The sequence below is a fragment of the Isoptericola sp. NPDC056578 genome, assembly GCF_042793275.1.
Taxonomy (GTDB): Bacteria; Actinomycetota; Actinomycetes; order Actinomycetales; family Cellulomonadaceae; genus Isoptericola.
The window spans coordinates 6,922-23,365 of sequence record NZ_JBHTVC010000026.1 but is presented as its reverse complement, the minus strand read 5'-3'; the positions used below and the strand labels follow the sequence as shown (position 1 = coordinate 23,365).

Here is a 16,444-nt window from a genome sequence, read left to right as displayed (position 1 = left end):
GGCCGCGTCAGCCGGGCTCGGCCGCCCGGGCGACGAAGACCCACTCCAGACCCGGGCGGTCGGGGGCGTCGCGCACCTGCTCGACGACGTAGCCGACGTCCTCGAGCGACGCCACCAGCTCGTCGTGCTCCCGGAACCGCAGCGTCGAGTCCGAGCGCAGCACGCGCCCGTCGGCCAGGACGAACGTGCCGCGGAACGTCACGAACGGCAACGAGACGTCGACCAGGTCGGACCACGTCTCGACGACGCCGAACCCCGGCACGTCGTTGCGGCGGTGCGTGCGCTCGCGCGTCCAGCGCTCCCAGAACCGCTGGGCCGGGTCGCGGGTCTCGAACACCAGGTGCCCGCCGGGGACGAGGGCGGCGTGGGCGCCCCGCAGTGTCGCCGACCACGCGTCGTCGGTGCCGAAGACCTGCGCGACGTTGCCGGTCATCGTCGCGAGATCCGTCTGCAGCGGCGGCAGCGTGGTGGCGTCGCCGTGCAGCCACCGCACGCGCTCGGCGCCGGGCTTGCCGCGCGCTACCTCGAGCGAGGCGCCCGCCGGGTCCACCCCGACGACCTCGAACCCCTCCGCCGCGAGCAGGCACGCGAACGTGCCCGTCCCGCAGCCGACGTCGAGCACGCGGCGCGCGCCCAGCTCGTGGGCGAGCGTCAGGTACGGGACGAGGTCGCGGCGGTCCGGGTCGAGCGGGTCGGCCAGCCGGGCGAGCGTGGGGTCGGCGAAGACGGCGTCGGGCACGCATCGACCGTAGGCCGGGCCCTGCCGCGCGGTCACAGGGAAATTCCGCGGGGTCCGGGACGTCTCAGCGGATCCGGGTGTGGGTCATGACCCAGTTCACCGGCTCCCAGGTACGGCCTTCGTCGAAGGAGAAGTCCTGCTCCCACCGGGGACGCGGGGAGTCCGTGTCGAGCCACCGGAACCGGGCGAGGATCGTCCTGCCCTCGTGCTCGAAGGGGCCGACGAAGGTGCCGACGCCGTCCGTGAACGTCCCCTCGACCGGGGGGTCCAGCCGACCGGGCTGGCTCGTGGATGCCCACCAGATCCGCCACACGTCACGTGGCGGGTCGTACAGGCGGAGGCTGTGACCGCTGAACCGGGACCCGTCGGGCAGCGTGCCGGACGTGTCGTCGGCGTTGCCGAGGCCGTCGAGGATCGGCCCGGCGACGGCCTCGGTGTCGAACTCGGCCCAGGTGCCCGTCGTCGACCCCGGGGCCAGGGGCTCGGTCCAACGGCGATGACGGACGTGCCACGCGCCGAACAGGAAGTCGAAGTCGTGCTGCGTCCCCACGGGTCCTCCTCGTCGCCCCTGCCGGGCCCCGAGCATGGCAGGGGCCTCCGACACGTCGCAGGAGGTCAGGCGTGCAGCGCCTGCTCGACGTCCTCGACGATGTCCCGCGGGTCCTCGAGGCCGATCGACAGCCGCACGGTGGTCTCGGCGATGCCGACCTTGGCGCGGCCCTCGGGGCCGAGCTTGCGGTGCGTCGTCGTGGCGGGGTGCGTGATGATCGACTTCGCGTCGCCGAGGTTGTTGGAGATGTCGACGACCTGGAGGGCGTCGAGGAACGCGAACGTGCGCTTCTTCGCCTCGGCCGCCTCCGTGCCCTCGGGCACGGCCAGGTCGAGCGTCACGACCGTGCCGCCGCCCGACTGCTGCGCCTTGGCGAGCTCGTGCTGCGGGTGCGACGGGAGGAACGGGTAGCGCACCCCGGTCACTCCGTCGAGCTCCTCGAGCGCGGTCGCGACCTGCAGCGCCGCCGCGTTCTGGGCTCGCACGCGCACGTCGAGCGTCTCCAGGCCCTTGAGCAGCACCCACGCGTTGAACGGGCTCAGCGACGGGCCGGTGTTGCGCACGAACGTCTGCACCGGCCCGGTGAGGAACTCCTCCGTGCCGAGGATCGCGCCGCCGAGCACGCGCCCCTGCCCGTCGATGTGCTTGGTGGCCGAGTACACGACGACGTCGGCACCGAGCTCGAGCGGCTTCTGCAGCACCGGCGTCGCGAACACGTTGTCCACCACGACGACGGCGCCGGCGGCGTGCGCGAGCTCGGCCACCCGCCGCACGTCCACGAGGTCCTGCATGGGGTTGGACGGCGACTCGAAGAACACGACGTCTGCCGGCGTGGCGAGGGCCTCCTCCCACTGCGAGGTCACGTGCCCGTCGACCAGGTCGACGCGCACCCCCCACTTGGCGAAGATCTCGTCGTAGATGACGTTGGTGGACCCGAACAGGGCCCGCGCCGAGACGATGCGCGAACCGCTGGAGACCAGCGCGGCGAGGGCGTTGAACACCGCCGACATGCCCGACGCCGTGGCGTAGCAGGCCTCGGCACCCTCGATGAGGCGCAGCCGCTCCTCGAACGTGTGCACCGTCGGGTTGCCGTACCGCGAGTACAGGAACTGCGAGCGCTCGCCGGCGAACGCCGCCTCGGCGTCCGCCGCCGAGGCGTAGGTGTACCCCTGGGTGAGGAACAGGCCCTCGGACATCTCCTGGAAGTCCGACCGACGGTGCCCGCCGCGCACGGCCAGGGTCGCGGGCCGGGCCGTGGCGGGCAGCGGGCGCGAGCCGCCGATGGTCGTGGGGTCGGCGCCAGGGCCGGTCGGGACCTGCACGCCGCTCATCGGGCCTGCTCCGGGTCCTGCTGCCGGGCGGCGTCGTACGCGCCCCACGGCAGGCCGCGCACCTTCCAGCCCTCGCGGTCGCGGACGCCGTCGAAGCCGGGGCCGCCCTCGAAGCCCTCGAGCACGTTGTACGCCGGGCCGAGGCCCGACGACGTCGCGAGGCGCGCCGCGCCGATCGAGCGCTGGCCGGAGCGGCACAGGAAGACGACGGGGCGGTCCGCGGTCACGCCCGCGGCGGCGAGCTCGGCGAGGAAGCCGGCGTTCGGGCGCCCGCCCGCCTGCACCCACTCGACGAAGACCGGGGTCTTCCCGGCGGTCGCGGTGTCCGGCACGCCGATGGCGCGCCACTCGCCCTCGGTGCGCACGTCGACGAGGACGGCGTCCGGATCGCCGGCGAGCAGGTCCCACGCCTGCTGCGGGGTGAGGTCGCCGGCGTAGCCCTCGGCGGGGTGGGGATCGATCTGGGTGCTCATCGCAGTCCTCCCATCGGTCGTGGCGGTAGCACCCTCGTCCGGACGGGCCGCCGTCGCCGGCGACCGGCCCGCGGGTTGCTGCGGCGTCGACGTGCCACGTCACTCGGCCGCTCGGGATGGTCCTGGCGATCGTACGACAGGCGTCCGCGTGCTGGTCACCCCGTCTCGGGACGCGAACGCCGTGCGTCCCCGGTGTGCCCAGGCGCGGCCGAAGGTAAAGTCTCCGGCAGGACCCGGGCTCGGCCGCACCTCGAAGGAGACGGACGATGGCAATCCTCGCCACGATCAAGGGGTGGTTCCGGCGCGAGCGCAAGGAGCCGTTGGAGCGTCCGCGCGACCTGCCGCCGCCGCGTCCCGAGGGCGGGCGCCCGCACGAGGCCCCCTACCCCCAGGGCGCGGACAACGTGCTCGGCTGGCGGGACGGCCCTGGCGTCTGACCCGCGGACACCCAGGGATCAGTCGTCGTCGTCCTCGCCGAAGTGCGCCACGTGGGCGTGCTGGTGGTGCTTGACGAACAGTCGCAGCTCGACGTCGCGGCCGTCCGCCTGCTGCCTGAGCACGCGGTCGATCCGGTCGGACTCGCGGGTCGCGGCGTCGACGATGACGTCGGCGTGCTCCTTCGTGTCCGCACCCGACCAGGTGCCGGGTTCCGCGAGCACGGCCTGGGCGTCGGCGGTGCCGGCGGCCAGGTCGGTGCCGGTGAGCTGCTCCACCTGGGCCCGGTCGAGGGTGATGACGGTCTTGTCGCTGTCGGCGTAGCGGACGGTGTACGCCGAGGGATCCTTCGCCGCCGGCGCGTCGGCGGTCTCCTCGGTCCCGTCGGCCTGCTCGTCGGCGCCTGCGGCGTCGTCGGCGGGCTGCGTCGCCGTCGTGTCCGACGCCGAGGTGCCCGGGTCGTCGAACTCGGCGTCGGGGGTCGGGGACGCGCACGCGCTCAGGGCGAGGAGGCTCGCGAGGGCGATCGGCGTCAGTCGGCGGGGAAGGTGTCGCATGGTCTCTCCTGGTCGATGGGGCCAGCCCTGTGCGGTGCTGACCCCCGTGAGTCGTCCGCGGCGGCGGAAAGGTTGCACGCGGACCGAGATTTCTTCGTCCGGGTCAGGACCCGGCGCCGACCCGCAGCCGGTGCACGGCCGTGAGGGCGGTCCCGTCCGGGGCGCGGGCCTCGAGCACCACCTCGGCGGCGCCGGCGCTGCTGGCGGTGAGCCGCACGCGCTCGTCGTCGGCCACGTAGGTGCCCGTGGGCAGCGTCCACACCCAGTGCTCCGCGCCCGCGACGTCGGCCGTGAGGGTGACCGGCTCGCCGACGGTCGCCGCCCCGGGCCCGGAGATCGCGACGGTCGCGCCGCCCGCGGCCGAGCGAGGCCGGTCGAGCCAGGCCGTGACGCCGGCGCCCGCGCCCAGGCCGAGGACGGCGGCGGTGACCGCGGCGACGACGACGGCGGCCGGGCGGCGTCGCGCGCGGTCCGGGCCGCCGGTCGTGCCCGGGGCGAGCGCCCCCTCGACGTCGGCCAGCCAGGCTGCGGCGTCGGGGTGCCGCCGGGCGGGGGCGTCGGCGAGGCTGCGGCGTAGCGCGGCGTCGAGGGAGTGCGGCAGGTCGGCGCCCTCGACGAGCCAGGACAGCAGCGCGGACATCGCCCACAGGTCGGCGCGGGTGTCGACCGTGCCGGGGCCGGCCTGCTCCGGCGGCCGGAACCCTTCGGTGCCGCCCGCGACGGTCAGCCCGGAGCTGCGGGCCAGGTCTTTGCTCATGCCGAGGTCGGCCAGGACGAGGCGCTCGTCCGGCCGGACGACGGCGGCGGGAACGCCCTCGACCGCGCCCTCCGGGCCGGTGCGCAGCAGCACGTTGCCGGGGCTGAGGTCCCGGTGCACGAGGCGCGCGGCGTGCACGGCCTCGACCGCGGCGGCGAGCCCCCGGGCGACGGCGAGCACGTCGGCGGGCGTCGCCGTCCACCCGTCCGCCCGCAGGGCCGCGACGCGGGCCGCGAGGGTGCCGCGGTCGGCGAGCTCGAGGACGAGGTAGGGCTGCTGGCGGTCGCTCTCGCCGATGTCGTGCACGGCGACGACGTGCGGGCTCGCCACCCGCCGCAGCGCCCGGCCCTCCGCGATGAACCGCTCGCGGACCTCCGGGTTGAGGCTGTGGTTCTCGGCCAGCACCTTCACCACGACGACGTCGTCCAGCCGCTCGTCCACGGCGCGGTGCACGGTGGCGAACGACCCGACGCCGATCACGTCGCCCACCCGGTACCGCCCGAGCAGCGGCTCGGGCGCGGCGGGCGCGGCCATCAGGACAGGCTCCCGAGGGCCGCGGCCACGAGCGCGCGGCCGCGCGAGACCTGTGACTTCACGGTGCCGACGCTGCGACCCAGACGGTCGGCCACCTCCGCGTAGGGCAGGCCCTCGATGTCGCGCAGCGTCACGGGCTCGCGGTAGAGCTCGGGCAGGGCGGCGAGCGCGTCGCGCACGGTGGCGCGCGTGGCGATGAGGGAGCTCATCCGTTCCGACGGCCCGACGTCGTCGTCGGGCAGGGGAGCGGTGGCGCGCTGCCGTCGCAGGTGGTCGACCACCCGGTGGCGCACGATCCCGTGCACCCACGTGGTGACCCGCGACCCGCCCGCGAACGACCGGACCGACGTCGCCACGGAGACCAGCACGTCCTGGGAGACGTCGTCCACGGCGGCCTCGTCGAGCAGGGCGCCGCGCACGAAGCGCCGGACGACGCCGGACGCGTCCAGCAGCTCCACCAGCAGCTCGGTCGCGGGCGCGGAGCCCGCGGCGGCCCGCCCGCCGACGAGGTCGAGGACGTCGGCGGCGTCGTCCCCGGTCGCCGCGCGGGCGGCGAGCCCTGCGGCGTGGAGGTCGCCGCCGGCGAGGGCGCGGGCGACCAGCTCGGCCGGGGTTCCGACGGGGCTTCCGACGGGGCCTCCCGGAGGCGCGCCGGAGGCCGGAACGGTGCGATCGGGCATGCATCCAGCGTCTCACGCGACCGCATCGTGAGAAGGGGGCGGGCTCCGCTTGACCGTGTGGTGCTGCGCACGCACGATGGGCGGCAGGTCAAGAGCGCCAGCGCGAAGCCCCGGCTCGCTGGCCGGCAACCCTCCTCTCGCGGCGGGGTGCCCCGGGTGACGACCTGGCCCTGCGCCGTCCGGCGCGCGGGCAAGCGCGGGGAGCCACCTCCCCGGCACGACCGAGGAGGACCACGCATGACCACGCTCACCCCCGCGCCTGCGGTGCCCGCCGTGCGCGTCGGCGCCGTGCAGGACGTCGCACCCGTGCTGCCCGTCGTCGGCGGCGACACGCTCGTGCCGCTCGTCGACGGCCGTCAGCTGCCGTACGCCAACCTCGACGTCGCGGCGTCGGCGCCCGCCCTGCAGGCCGTGGCCGACCGGGTCGCGCGCGTGCTGCCGCTGTACGCCAGCGTCCATCGCGGCGCCGGCTACCTGTCGCAGGTCTCGACGGCCCTGTACGAGACGGCCCGCCGCACGATCGGCGCGTTCGTCGGAGCCCGGGAGGACGACCTCACGATCGTCACCCGCAACACGACGGACTCGCTCAACCTGCTCGCGGGCTGCGTGCCCGCAGACCCGGCCACGGGCGATCCCGGCCGCGTCCTCGTGCTCGACATCGAGCACCACGCCAACCTGCTGCCCTGGCAGCGCGTCACCGACGCGACCGTCGTCGCGGGCGGCCCGTCCGTGGCCGCCACCCTCGCGGAGATCGAGGAAGAGCTGGGGTCGGCCGCTGCCGCGGGCCGCCCCTACGCCCTCCTGGCGCTCACCGGCGCGTCCAACGTGACCGGCGAGGCGCTGCCCGTGGCCGACGTCGTCGCCGCCGCGCACGGCGCCGGCGCGCGCGTCGTGCTCGACGGCGCCCAGCTGGTGCCGCACCGCCGCTTCTCGCTCGCGGAGACGGGCGTCGACTACGTCGCGTTCTCGGGACACAAGACGTACGCGCCGTTCGGGGCCGGTGCCCTGGTCGGCCGGCGCGACTGGCTCGACGCCGGCACCCCGTACCTGGCCGGCGGCGGCGCCGTGCGCCGGGTGCGCACCACCACGACCGACTGGCACGAGGGCCCCGCCCGGCACGAGGCCGGCTCGCCCAACGTCGTGGGCGCGGTGGCGCTCGCTGCCGCGTGCGACGAGCTCGCCGCCCTCGACCCGTGGGTCGCGGCCGGGCACGAGGACGCCCTGCGACGCCGGCTCGTGGACGGGCTCGGCGAGATCGAGCGCGTCGAGGTCGTCCACGTCTGGGACGACGCCGTCGACCCGGTGGGCGTCGTGACGTTCACGGTCACCGGGTACGACCCCGGCCTCGTCGCCGCGTACCTGTCCGCCGAGCACGGCATCGGCGTGCGCGACGGCCGGTTCTGCGCCCACCCGCTGCTCGGCCGCCTCGGCTTCGACGCCGGCGCCGTCCGCGCGTCGGTGGGCCTCGGCACCGCGGGCGAGGAGGTCGAGCGGCTCGTCGCCGCCGTCCGCTCGCTCGTGACCGAGGGGCCGCAGGCGCAGTACGACGTCGTGGACGGGCTGTGGGTCGTCGTCGACGACCCGCGCCCCGTGCCCGAGGGCTCCGGCCTCGAGGGGCTGCTCGCCACCGCCGCGCTGGGCGCCGACGAGGCGTTCGGCTGCCTGCCCGACGACCTCTGAGCCGTCGGCCCCGCCCCGGGCGGACATGACGACGGGGCGCCACCGTGCGGTGGCGCCCCGTCGTGTCAGCGGGTCAGCCCTTGAACGCGTCCTTGACGTCGTCGCCCGCCTGCTTGAGGTTCGCGCTGGCCTGCTGGGCCTTGCCCTCGGCCTCTTTGCTCTCGTCGTCGGTGAGCTTGCCCGTGGCTTCCTTGGCCTTGCCTTCGGCCTCTTCCGCCAGGTGCTTGGCCTTGTCTCCCAGTCCCATCGGGGCTCCTTCCGTCGGACGAACGACCTCGAGCACCGACCGTAGGCGCGTGCCCGCCGGCTCGCACGCCGACGTCTCAGGTCGTGGTCCTCCGGGTGGCGACCGGCAGGTCAGGGCGTCGGGCGGCCGAACTCCTCGATCAGCACCGGGTACTGCTCGTGACCGTGGCCCGCGGCGACGCCACGGTCGGCCACGGCCTTGAGCAGTCTCGGCAGCTCGGTGCTCACGCCCAGCGCCGCGCTCTCCTCGACGAGGTGCGCCATCGCGCGCGCGTCCGTCTCGAGGGCCGAGGCCTCCGCCGGGAACCTGCCGCTGTCGACCTGCTCCGCGTAGCCGGGCAGCCAGGCGGCCACGCCCTCCGCGATCTGCCGGGCGAACGGGGCGAAGGCGGCGGCGTCTACCCCGGCCGTGCGGAGCATGGCGGTGCCGTGCAGCCACGCGTCGAGGACGCTCCACATCATCGTGAGGCCGGCCGCGTCGTAGAGGGACGCCAGCCCGGGGTCCTCGCCGAGGTGGGTGACGGTGCCGAGCGCGGCGAGGGTGGCGGCGTGCGCGTCGAAGTCCGTCCGGGGCCCGCTGTGCAGGACGACCGCGTCCGCCGTCCCGATCGCGGGCGGCACGGCCATGATCGCGCCGTCGAGGTATCGCGCGCCGCGCCGGGCGGCCCACCGGGCGGTCTCCCTGGCCTGCGAGGAGCTGCTGGACGTGAGGTTGACCAGCGTGGCGCCGGCGAGGTCGACGTCGTCGTGGCCGAGCAGCTCGCGCACGGCGGCGTCGTCGGTGAGGCAGACGATCGTCAGGCCGCCGGGACGGACCGCCGCGGCCGCCGTGGGCGCCAGGTGGGCGCCGTCCGCCACCAACGCGTCGGCCCTGGCGGGGGTGCGGTTCCACACGGTGGTGGGGTGCCCGGCCCGCAGGAACGCGCCGGCGAGCGCGCGACCCATGAGGCCGAGACCGACGACGGAGACGGGGGCGGGGGACGACGGCTTGTGGGTTCTGGTGACCATGGCAGCATCGTCGACGTTCATACCGGTGTGAAGGTCAAGGGGGAGCGGGATGCGGATCGGTGAGCTGAGCCGCCGCACGGGCGTGCGGACGCACCAACTGCGCTACTACGAGGCCCAGGGCCTGCTGGACGTCGCCCGACGCTCGAACGGCTACCGCGAGTTCGACGAGGGGGCCGTGCTGCGGGTGCGGCAGATCCGGCACCTGCTCGACGCGGGCCTGTCGTCCGAGGACATCGCCTACGTCCTGCCGTGCGCGGTCGGCGAGGAGCCGCAGCTGCCCGGCTGTGCCGAGCTCCTGACCGCGATGCGCTCCCGCCTGCGGCGTCTGGAGGACCAGATGGCGAGGCTCGCCCGCTCGCGCTCGGCCCTGGCCGGGTACATCGCGGCGGCGGAGCGGGTGGGTGGCGAGACCTACCCGCCGCTCGACGGCGCGACGGCGGAGAGGGTTCCCGCCTGATCACCAGGCCGGAGGGTGCCGGTCCGCCCAGCGCAGCCGGTCCTCGAGCTGGGCGGCGAGCGCGAGGAGCGTCGTCTCGCCGCCCGGCCGCCCGATCAGCTGGACGCCCATCGGCAGCCCGTCGTCGGTCCAGCGGGTCGGCAGCGTGATCGCCGGCAGCCCCGCCACGTTGAGCATCGACGTCCAGGGCGTGTACTGGCACTGCTGCTCGAAGTTGCGCTCGGGGTCCTCGGGGTCGAACCAGCCGAGCGGGCGGGGCGTCGTCGCGAGCGCGGGGGTGACGACGGCGTCGAACCGTGACATCTGCGCGACCAGCCTGCGCTCGAACGCCGTGAGCGCACGCAGCGCCTCGGCGAGCTCGCGGGCGGGCACCTGGCGGCCGCGGCCGATGAGCCACCGGGTGAGCGGCTCGAGCCGGTCGAGCCGTGCGGGGTCGTCCAGCGGGACCGCGGAGGCGCCCGCCATCCACAGGGTGCGGAAGGCGGGGCCGTACGTCGGGTCGGGCTCGAGGGACAGGTCGTCGACCTCGTGCCCCAGGCCGGCGAGCGTCGCCACGCCGGTGTCGAGCGCGGCGCGTGCCTCGTCCGACGTCGTGATCGCGTAGAAGTCGTCCCAGGCGGAGTCGGTCGTGACACCGATCCGGAACCGGCCCCGCACGTCCTCGCCCCCGTCACCCGCCACCTCTCCGCGGCGCGCCGCGGCCAGGTACTCCCCGGCGCGGGCCGACGGCGCGCGCAGCGTGAGCGGGTGCGCCACGCGGCCGTCCGGGGTCCAGGTGAGCATGCCCTCCAGCAGCAGCGCGGTGTCCTCGGCGGTGCGGGCGAGCGGCCCGTTGACGACCAGCCCGCCCAGCGACTCCTGGCCCGACCCCGCCGGCACGAGGCCGCGGCTCGGCTTGAGCCCGACCACGCCGCACGCGGCGGCGGGGATGCGGACCGACCCGCCGCCGTCCGACCCCGGCGCGCACGGGAGCAGGCCCGCCGCGACGGCGACGGCGGCGCCGCCGCTCGACCCGCCCGCCCCGAGGCCCGGGTCCCACGGGTTGCGTGCCACCGGCCCCGCCAGCGGCTCGGTGTACGCGGGGAAGCCGAGCTCGGGGGCGGTCGTGCGGCCGAGGCTCACCATGCCGGCGGCGTCGAGGACGTCGACGATCTCGTCGCTCACGGGCGGCACGACGGCGTCGTCGCCGGCGAAGGCGCGGGAGCCGAACCGGGCGGGCACGCCGGCCCGCATCCACAGGTCCTTGTCCCCGCCGGGCAGCCCCCACAGGGTCGCCCGGCCGTGCGCGCCGTCGCGCTCGAGGGCCGCCGTCCGCGCGCGCGCCGCCTCGGGGGCGACGGTGGCGAACGCCCCCAGGTCGGGGTTGGCGCGCTCGATCCGGGCGAGGAAGTGGTCGGCCACCTCGGTCGGCGTGAGCTCTCCCGCGCGCAGCAGGTCGCGCAACCGGGTGGCGGTCATCTCGTGCAGGGCGTCGTCCATGATCCGCACGCTACCCATCCCGCTGCCCGGGTCGCCGAACAGGCGGTTGACACCGGTATCGCGAGGAAGTTGGACGCATTCCGGCATCAACCGCCTGTTCGGCGAGGATGGGCCCGTGCATCACGACCTCGTCCTCGCCGGCCACGGCGTGCGCCTGGAGCCCCTGGGCCCGCAGCACGCCGCCGCGCTGTTCCCGCTGCTCGACGCCGACCTGTGGTTCGGCATGACGTCGCCCGTCCCGGCCGCGGTCGCCGACCTCGAGGCGTGGATAGAGGCGGGCGTCGCGACGCCGGGCACGATGGCGTTCGCCGTCGTGGGCGACGACGGCGCCGGTGGCCGTGGAACCGTGCGCGGGTCGACCCGCTTCTACGAGCTGGCGCCCGGGCCCGGGCGTGTCGAGATCGGCACCACCTTCTACGGCCGCGAGTGGTGGGGCGGCACCACGAACCCCGCGTGCAAGCTGCTGCTGCTGCGGCACGCGTTCGAGGAGTGGGGCCTGCGCCGCGTCGCGCTGCGCGCCGACTCCCGCAACACCCGGTCGTGCGCCGCCATCCAGCGGCTCGGTGCGAAGCCCGAGGGCGTGCTGCGCAAGCACCGCGTCGCCGCCGACGGCACGGTGGGCGACACCGCGTACTTCTCGATCGTCGACGACGAGTGGCCGGGCGTCCGCGCCGGCCTCGAGGCCCGGCTCGCCGCTCGCTGACCACCCCGCCGCTCGGCAGGTCGGCGGGCGCGGGCGGTGGGAGTCTGGACGGGTGACCACCGAGGACGCTCCCGCCGTCGACCCGGCCCCCGGCTCCGACGCCCACGACGACCGGGCGTTCTTCGGCCACCCCCGCGGCCTCGCGACGCTCTTCAGCCTGGAGGTCTGGGAGCGGTTCTCGTTCCTGGGGATGCAGGCGATCCTCGTCCTCTACTTCACCGCCTCGGTCGCCGACGACGGCCTCGCGATGGAGCCCGGCAACGCGGCGTCCATCGCCGCCGGCTACGGCACGATGGTCTACCTCGTGTCCGTGGGCGGCGGCTGGATCGCCGACCGCGTCCTCGGCTCCTACCGCGCGGTGCTGTGGGGCGGCATCCTCATCGCCGCCGGCCACTACACGATGGCGGTACCGGCAGAGATCTCCACGTGGATCGGGCTCGTGCTCATCAGCCTCGGCACCGGGCTGCTCAAGCCCAACGTGTCGACGCTCGTGGGCAAGCTCTACTCCACCGACGACGACCGCCGCGACGCCGGGTTCGCCCTGTACTACATGGGCATCAACGTGGGTGCGTTCGTCGGTCCGCTGGTCACCGGCTGGCTGGGCGCCGAGGTCGGCTGGCACTGGGGCTTCTCCGCCGCCGCGATCGGCATGACGGCGGGGCTGATCCAGTACGTCGTGGGGCGCCGGCGGATCCCGGGCTACGGCCGGCCGGCCGAGGCGCCCCTGCCGCCCGACGCCGCGCGCCGGACCCGCCTGCTCCTGCTCGGCGCGGCGGCGGCCGTGGTCGTCGTCCTCGTGGTGCTCGCCCTGGTCGGGCGGCTCAGCATCGCCGGGGTCGTGGACGCCCTCACCGTGATCGCGATGGTGGCGCCGATCGTCTACTTCACGGTGATGTTCCGCAGCCCGCGCGTGACGACCGAGGAGCGCGGCCGCCTGCGCCCGTTCCTCGTGCTGTGGATCGCGTCGGTGGCGTTCAACTTCGTGCTGTTCCAGGCGTACTCGGTGCTGATCCTGCTGGCCGAGGACCACGTGCAGCGGACCCTCTTCGGCTGGGACGTGCCGTCGGCCTGGTTCAGCTCCTACCTGGGCGCCGCCGAGGTGCTCGTCGCCCCGCTCGTCGCGGCCCTGTGGACGTGGCTGGGGCCGCGCCAGCCGCACGCGTCCAAGAAGGTCGCCTTCGGTGCCCTGCTCGGCGGCCTGTCCTACCTCGTCCTCGTGCCGGCCGTGAGCGGGCAGTCCGGCGACTGGCGGATCGCCGTCTGGTGGCTGCTGGTCTCCCTGACGCTGCTCGGCCTGGGTGACGTCCTGCTGCAGACCACCGGCCTGTCGGCCACCACGAAGCTCGCCCCGCTCGCGTTCTCCAGCCAGTCGATGGCGGTGTGGTTCCTGTCGATCGCGCTGGCCAACGGCATCCAGGCGCAGACCGTCCGCTTCTACGGCGAGGTGCCAGACGGCGTCTACTTCGCCGTCAACGGCGCCGTGCCCGTGATCGTCGCCGTCGTCGTGCTCGCCCTGTCGCCGTGGATGAAGCGCACCATGCACCCCGTCCACTGAGGCACCCGTCCACTGATCGTCCGAGCGCCGGAGGACCCATGCGCCACGTGACCGACCTGCCCTACGAGACCCTCGTCGAGGACCTGTGGATCCCCCTGGCCGACGGCACGCGCCTCGCGGCCCGCGTCTGGAGGCCCGTCGACCCGACGCCTGTCCCGGCGATCCTCGAGTACCTGCCCTACCGGCTGTCCGACTGGACGGCCCCGCGCGACGCCCAGCGCCACCCCTACTACGCGGGGCACGGGTACGCGTCGGTGCGGGTGGACATCCGGGGCAGCGGCAACTCCGACGGGTTCCAGGACGACGAGTACTCGCCCACCGAGCTCGCGGACGGGGTGGCCGTCGTGGAGTGGCTGGCGGCGCAGGGCTGGTGCGACGGGTCGGTCGGCATGTTCGGCATCTCGTGGGGCGGCTTCAACTCGCTCCAGATCGCGGCGCTCGCGCCCGAGCCGTTGAAGGCGATCGTCACGGTCTGCTCCACCGACGACCGCTACGACAACGACGTGCACTACACGGGCGGCTCCGTGCTGGCCGTCGACATGCACGCGTGGGCGGCCACGATGCTCGCGTTCTGCTCGCGCCCGCCGGACCCGGTGTACGTGGGGGAGGGCTGGCGCGAGCAGTGGCTCGACCGGCTGGAGCGCACCGAGCCGTTCGTGCACACCTGGCTGGACCACCAGAGCCGCGACGACTACTGGCGGCACGGCAGCGTCATCGAGGACTACTCGACGATCTCGGCGGCGGTGCTCGCCGTCGGCGGCTGGAACGACCCGTACCGCGACACCGTGCTGCGGCTCGCCGCGGCGGGCGACGACGGCGCCCTGCGCGCCCCCATGCGCGGCATCCTCGGCCCGTGGTCGCACCAGTACCCCGACCGCGGTCTGCCGCCGGGCCCGGCCATCGGCTTCCTGCAGGAGACGCTGCGCTGGTGGGACCACTGGCTCAAGGGCGCCGACCGCGGCGTCCTCGACGACCCGCCGCTGCGCGCGTGGATCAGCGAGTCCGTGCCGCCCGCCACCGTCTACGACGAGCTGCCCGGCCGGTGGGTGGGCGAGCCGTCGTGGCCGTCGCCGCACGTCTTCCCCCGCGAGCTGCCGCTCGTCGCCGTCGACGCCGACGACCCGCCAGAGGGCGGCCTGCGGACGACGGCGCCGACGGTCGGGGCGCTCGCGGGCGGCCACCCCGTGCCGACGTCGTGGCTGGTGGACTCGCCGTCGCACACCGGCGTGGACGCCGGCCGGTTCTTCCCGTTCGGCAACGACGCGGACCTGCCGCCCGACCAGCGGGAGGAGGACGGGCGGTCGCTCTGCTTCGACTCCGCCCCGCTCACCGCGCCGCTGGAGATCCTGGGGCGCGCCCGCGTGCGGCTGCGGCTCACGTGCTCGGGGGAGAAGGGGCAGGTCGTGGCGCGCCTGTGCGACGTCGGCCCGGACGGCTCGTCGACGCTCGTCACGCGCGGCGTGCTCAACCTGTCGGCCCGGCACGGTCGCGACCGCGTCGTGCCGTGGACGCCGGGCGCGACGGAGGAGGTGTCGTTCGAGCTCACCGGCACCGGCTACGCGCTGGCGCCCGGGCACCGGCTGCGCCTCGCGGTGTCCTCCGCGTACTGGCCGTGGGTCTGGCCGCAGCCCGGCGACGCCGTGCTCGCCGTCGCGGTCGGCGACGGTGCGCTGGAGCTGCCCGTGCACGACCGGGCGTCGTCGCACCCGCCCGTCGTCTTCGAGGAGCCCGAGCAGACGCCGCCGCTGGGCGTCGTCTTCGGCGAGGCGGGCGAGGCGCGGCCGGAGCGGCGGGTCGTGCGCGACGTCGCCGAGGGCCGGTGGCTGCTGGAGGTGGACCCGCGCTACGGCGGCACCCGCACCTACCCCGACGGCCTGGAGTTCACCGAGGACGCGCTCGAGCGGTACTGGATCGGACGGGACGCCACCAGCGCGCGCACCCGCTCGGACTGGACGGTGCGGCTGCGCCGCGACGCGGGCGACCCGCTGCCCGCGGGGATGGCCGGCGGCTGGGACGCGAGCGTCGTCACCCGGTCGGAGATCTCCTGCGACGACCACGCCTTCCACACCGAGAACGAGGTGGTGGCGCGCGACGGCGACGAGGTCGTCTTCGAGCGGCGGTGGACGCGGTCGATCCCGCGGACCGCGGGCTGACGGCTACCGCAGCAGCGGCGCGACCTCCTGCCCGAGGAACGCCGCGAACCCGTCGAGGTCCGGCTCGTCCTGCGTCGGCTGCGCGACGACGGTCGTGACGCCGAGCGCGGCGAAGCGGCGCAGCCCGTCGGCGACCTCCTCCGCTGAGCCCCACGTGGCGTGGTCGGCGAGGACCTCGTCGGAGGTCGCGTCGACGTCCCACTTCGCGAGCGAGGCACGCAGCCGGTCGGCCGCCCCGGCGCCGGTGGCGACCTGCGCGAACGCCACCGCCCGGAACGGGTGCGCGCTGCCCGGCCCGGACTCCGCGACGGGCGGCAGCCCGGCGGCCGCACGCCCCTCGTCGAGCAGCGCGATCGCCTCGCGGGCCCCCTGGACGCCGGCGTCCCCGTCGATGACGACGCCGTCGGCGATCTCGCCGACCAGCCGCATCGTCCTCGGGCCCTTCGCCGCCGCGACCACGGGCGGCGCGACGGCCGGCGGCCAGTCGAGGGCGACGCCGTCGAGGGTCACGTAGCGGCCGGACGTCGTGACCCGCTCCCCGGCGAGCAGCGCGCGGAGCGCGGTGACCTGCTCGCGCATGAGCGTCAGCGGCGACGCCACCCGGGCGCCGACCTGGCCCATCCAGTCCTGCACGCCGTGCCCCACGCCCGGCAGGAACCGACCGGGGAACATGCCGTCGATCGTCGCCGTCTCCATCGCGGTGAGCGCCACGTTGCGCAGCGGCAGCGGCATGACGCCGATCCCCACGCGCAGGCGTTCGGTGGCGCTCAGCATCGCCGCGGCCGCGGACGGGCCGGACTCGAGGAAGCAGTCCTCCCACAGCCAGACCTCGTCGAGGCCGGCGGCCTCGGCGGTGCGGGCGAACGGGACGAACCGCGAGGGCGGGTTGCCGTAGGGCGCGAGGATGCAGCCGAGGGTGGTCATGCACCCGATCCTGCCCCAGGCCCGCACGCCGAGGTAGTGCCCAGCGCCGCGAGGTAGTTCGAGGCGCCCCGCGGTTGTTTTGACACACAACCCGCCCCCCCCAAAAAAAACCCCACAATAGGGCGAAAGCCCGGGCACCCACTAAGATGGGGGGGGCCCAGGGCCCGGAATGGGGGCGGGCCC

The 16,444-nt window shown here is 75.3% G+C and carries 17 protein-coding genes and 1 riboswitch; of the genes, 6 read left to right on the top strand and 11 right to left on the bottom strand.

The window, feature by feature from the left end; translation table 11 throughout:
• Positions 1-7: 7 nt before the first annotated feature.
• The 4 genes from ACFQ80_RS12095 to ACFQ80_RS12080 all read right to left on the bottom strand — a co-directional run bounded on the left by ACFQ80_RS12095 (position 8) and on the right by ACFQ80_RS12080 (position 3,093).
• Positions 8-739 carry a class I SAM-dependent methyltransferase gene (locus ACFQ80_RS12095; RefSeq protein WP_430563817.1) on the bottom strand — a complete coding sequence of 244 codons (732 nt, stop codon included), beginning with the start codon at positions 737-739 and terminating at the stop codon, positions 8-10.
• A gap of 64 nt (positions 740-803) precedes the next feature.
• Positions 804-1,289 (bottom strand): hypothetical protein, encoded by a 486-nt coding sequence (locus tag ACFQ80_RS12090; protein ID WP_430563816.1) that lies wholly within the window; start codon positions 1,287-1,289, stop codon positions 804-806.
• A gap of 65 nt (positions 1,290-1,354) precedes the next feature.
• A complete protein-coding gene (locus ACFQ80_RS12085; RefSeq protein ID WP_430563815.1) occupies positions 1,355-2,620 on the bottom strand; it encodes an O-succinylhomoserine sulfhydrylase in 1,266 nt (421 codons plus the stop codon).
• Positions 2,617-3,093 (bottom strand): rhodanese-like domain-containing protein, encoded by a 477-nt coding sequence (locus tag ACFQ80_RS12080; RefSeq protein ID WP_430563814.1) that lies wholly within the window; start codon positions 3,091-3,093, stop codon positions 2,617-2,619. Before ACFQ80_RS12080 ends, ACFQ80_RS12085 begins: the two co-directional genes overlap by 4 nt.
• Before the next feature lie 266 nt (positions 3,094-3,359).
• Here ACFQ80_RS12080 and ACFQ80_RS12075 point away from each other — a divergent pair, with 266 nt between their 5' ends.
• Positions 3,360-3,530: a hypothetical protein gene (locus ACFQ80_RS12075; protein ID WP_430563813.1), complete on the top strand. Its 171-nt coding sequence runs from the start codon at positions 3,360-3,362 to the stop codon at positions 3,528-3,530.
• Positions 3,531-3,548: 18 nt separating this feature from the next.
• On the opposite strand, the gene ACFQ80_RS12070 is transcribed toward ACFQ80_RS12075, so the two are convergent.
• The 3 genes from ACFQ80_RS12070 to ACFQ80_RS12060 form a co-directional block, all read right to left on the bottom strand.
• On the bottom strand, positions 3,549-4,085 hold the full coding sequence (locus ACFQ80_RS12070; protein ID WP_430563812.1) for a hypothetical protein: 537 nt from the start codon (positions 4,083-4,085) through the stop codon (positions 3,549-3,551).
• Between the two features lie 103 nt (positions 4,086-4,188).
• Complete coding sequence (locus ACFQ80_RS12065; protein WP_430563811.1) at positions 4,189-5,376, bottom strand: protein kinase; 1,188 nt, start codon at positions 5,374-5,376, stop codon at positions 4,189-4,191.
• On the bottom strand, positions 5,376-6,056 hold the full coding sequence (locus tag ACFQ80_RS12060) for an RNA polymerase sigma factor (RefSeq protein WP_430552169.1): 681 nt from the start codon (positions 6,054-6,056) through the stop codon (positions 5,376-5,378). The genes ACFQ80_RS12065 and ACFQ80_RS12060 overlap by 1 nt, the downstream gene beginning before the upstream one ends.
• An 86-nt stretch (positions 6,057-6,142) precedes the next feature.
• Positions 6,143-6,259: riboswitch (SAM riboswitch) on the top strand.
• Positions 6,260-6,293: 34 nt separating this feature from the next.
• Here ACFQ80_RS12060 and ACFQ80_RS12055 point away from each other — a divergent pair.
• Positions 6,294-7,736, top strand: a complete 1,443-nt coding sequence (locus tag ACFQ80_RS12055) for an aminotransferase class V-fold PLP-dependent enzyme (protein ID WP_430563810.1) — start codon at positions 6,294-6,296, stop codon at positions 7,734-7,736.
• Between the two features lie 73 nt (positions 7,737-7,809).
• Here the strand turns inward: ACFQ80_RS12055 and ACFQ80_RS12050 are convergent, their stop codons facing one another.
• Both ACFQ80_RS12050 and ACFQ80_RS12045 read right to left on the bottom strand, forming a co-directional pair.
• Positions 7,810-7,983, bottom strand: coding sequence for a CsbD family protein (locus ACFQ80_RS12050; protein WP_429766061.1), 174 nt, complete (start codon positions 7,981-7,983; stop codon positions 7,810-7,812).
• Between the two features lie 110 nt (positions 7,984-8,093).
• Positions 8,094-8,990 (bottom strand): NAD(P)-dependent oxidoreductase, encoded by an 897-nt coding sequence (locus ACFQ80_RS12045; RefSeq protein ID WP_430552167.1) that lies wholly within the window; start codon positions 8,988-8,990, stop codon positions 8,094-8,096.
• A gap of 49 nt (positions 8,991-9,039) precedes the next feature.
• Here ACFQ80_RS12045 and ACFQ80_RS12040 point away from each other — a divergent pair, with 49 nt between their 5' ends.
• On the top strand, positions 9,040-9,447 hold the full coding sequence (locus ACFQ80_RS12040; RefSeq protein WP_430563809.1) for a MerR family transcriptional regulator: 408 nt from the start codon (positions 9,040-9,042) through the stop codon (positions 9,445-9,447).
• On the opposite strand, the gene ACFQ80_RS12035 is transcribed toward ACFQ80_RS12040, so the two are convergent.
• Complete coding sequence (locus ACFQ80_RS12035; protein WP_430563808.1) at positions 9,448-10,926, bottom strand: amidase; 1,479 nt, start codon at positions 10,924-10,926, stop codon at positions 9,448-9,450.
• Between the two features lie 115 nt (positions 10,927-11,041).
• Here ACFQ80_RS12035 and ACFQ80_RS12030 point away from each other — a divergent pair, with 115 nt between their 5' ends.
• Genes ACFQ80_RS12030 through ACFQ80_RS12020 form a run of 3 tightly spaced genes read left to right on the top strand, consistent with a single transcriptional unit; the run spans position 11,042 to position 15,337 of the window.
• Entirely contained in the window at positions 11,042-11,629 is a 588-nt protein-coding gene (locus ACFQ80_RS12030) for a GNAT family N-acetyltransferase (protein ID WP_430563807.1), read from the top strand.
• Positions 11,630-11,681: 52 nt separating this feature from the next.
• Positions 11,682-13,184 (top strand): peptide MFS transporter, encoded by a 1,503-nt coding sequence (locus ACFQ80_RS12025; protein WP_430563806.1) that lies wholly within the window; start codon positions 11,682-11,684, stop codon positions 13,182-13,184.
• 38 nt (positions 13,185-13,222) lie between these two features.
• Positions 13,223-15,337, top strand: a complete 2,115-nt coding sequence (locus ACFQ80_RS12020; protein ID WP_430563805.1) for a CocE/NonD family hydrolase — start codon at positions 13,223-13,225, stop codon at positions 15,335-15,337.
• 3 nt (positions 15,338-15,340) lie between these two features.
• On the opposite strand, the gene ACFQ80_RS12015 is transcribed toward ACFQ80_RS12020, so the two are convergent.
• On the bottom strand, positions 15,341-16,261 hold the full coding sequence (locus tag ACFQ80_RS12015; RefSeq protein WP_430563804.1) for an LLM class flavin-dependent oxidoreductase: 921 nt from the start codon (positions 16,259-16,261) through the stop codon (positions 15,341-15,343).
• Positions 16,262-16,444 lie beyond the last annotated feature (183 nt).

What these genes read in the sequence shown, in the direction of transcription:
- ACFQ80_RS12085 (WP_430563815.1), bottom strand. Translation starts at nt 2,620, where the DNA reads ATGAGCGGCGTGCAGGTCCCGACCGGCCCTGGCGCCGACCCCACGACC.
- ACFQ80_RS12080 (WP_430563814.1), bottom strand. Translation starts at nt 3,093, where the DNA reads ATGAGCACCCAGATCGATCCCCACCCCGCCGAGGGCTACGCCGGCGAC.
- ACFQ80_RS12075 (WP_430563813.1), top strand. Translation starts at nt 3,360, where the DNA reads ATGGCAATCCTCGCCACGATCAAGGGGTGGTTCCGGCGCGAGCGCAAG.
- ACFQ80_RS12070 (WP_430563812.1), bottom strand. Translation starts at nt 4,085, where the DNA reads ATGCGACACCTTCCCCGCCGACTGACGCCGATCGCCCTCGCGAGCCTC.
- ACFQ80_RS12065 (WP_430563811.1), bottom strand. Translation starts at nt 5,376, where the DNA reads ATGGCCGCGCCCGCCGCGCCCGAGCCGCTGCTCGGGCGGTACCGGGTG.
- ACFQ80_RS12060 (WP_430552169.1), bottom strand. Translation starts at nt 6,056, where the DNA reads ATGCCCGATCGCACCGTTCCGGCCTCCGGCGCGCCTCCGGGAGGCCCC.
- ACFQ80_RS12055 (WP_430563810.1), top strand. Translation starts at nt 6,294, where the DNA reads ATGACCACGCTCACCCCCGCGCCTGCGGTGCCCGCCGTGCGCGTCGGC.
- ACFQ80_RS12050 (WP_429766061.1), bottom strand. Translation starts at nt 7,983, where the DNA reads ATGGGACTGGGAGACAAGGCCAAGCACCTGGCGGAAGAGGCCGAAGGC.
- ACFQ80_RS12045 (WP_430552167.1), bottom strand. Translation starts at nt 8,990, where the DNA reads ATGGTCACCAGAACCCACAAGCCGTCGTCCCCCGCCCCCGTCTCCGTC.
- ACFQ80_RS12040 (WP_430563809.1), top strand. Translation starts at nt 9,040, where the DNA reads ATGCGGATCGGTGAGCTGAGCCGCCGCACGGGCGTGCGGACGCACCAA.
- ACFQ80_RS12035 (WP_430563808.1), bottom strand. Translation starts at nt 10,926, where the DNA reads ATGGACGACGCCCTGCACGAGATGACCGCCACCCGGTTGCGCGACCTG.
- ACFQ80_RS12020 (WP_430563805.1), top strand. Translation starts at nt 13,223, where the DNA reads ATGCGCCACGTGACCGACCTGCCCTACGAGACCCTCGTCGAGGACCTG.
- ACFQ80_RS12015 (WP_430563804.1), bottom strand. Translation starts at nt 16,261, where the DNA reads ATGACCACCCTCGGCTGCATCCTCGCGCCCTACGGCAACCCGCCCTCG.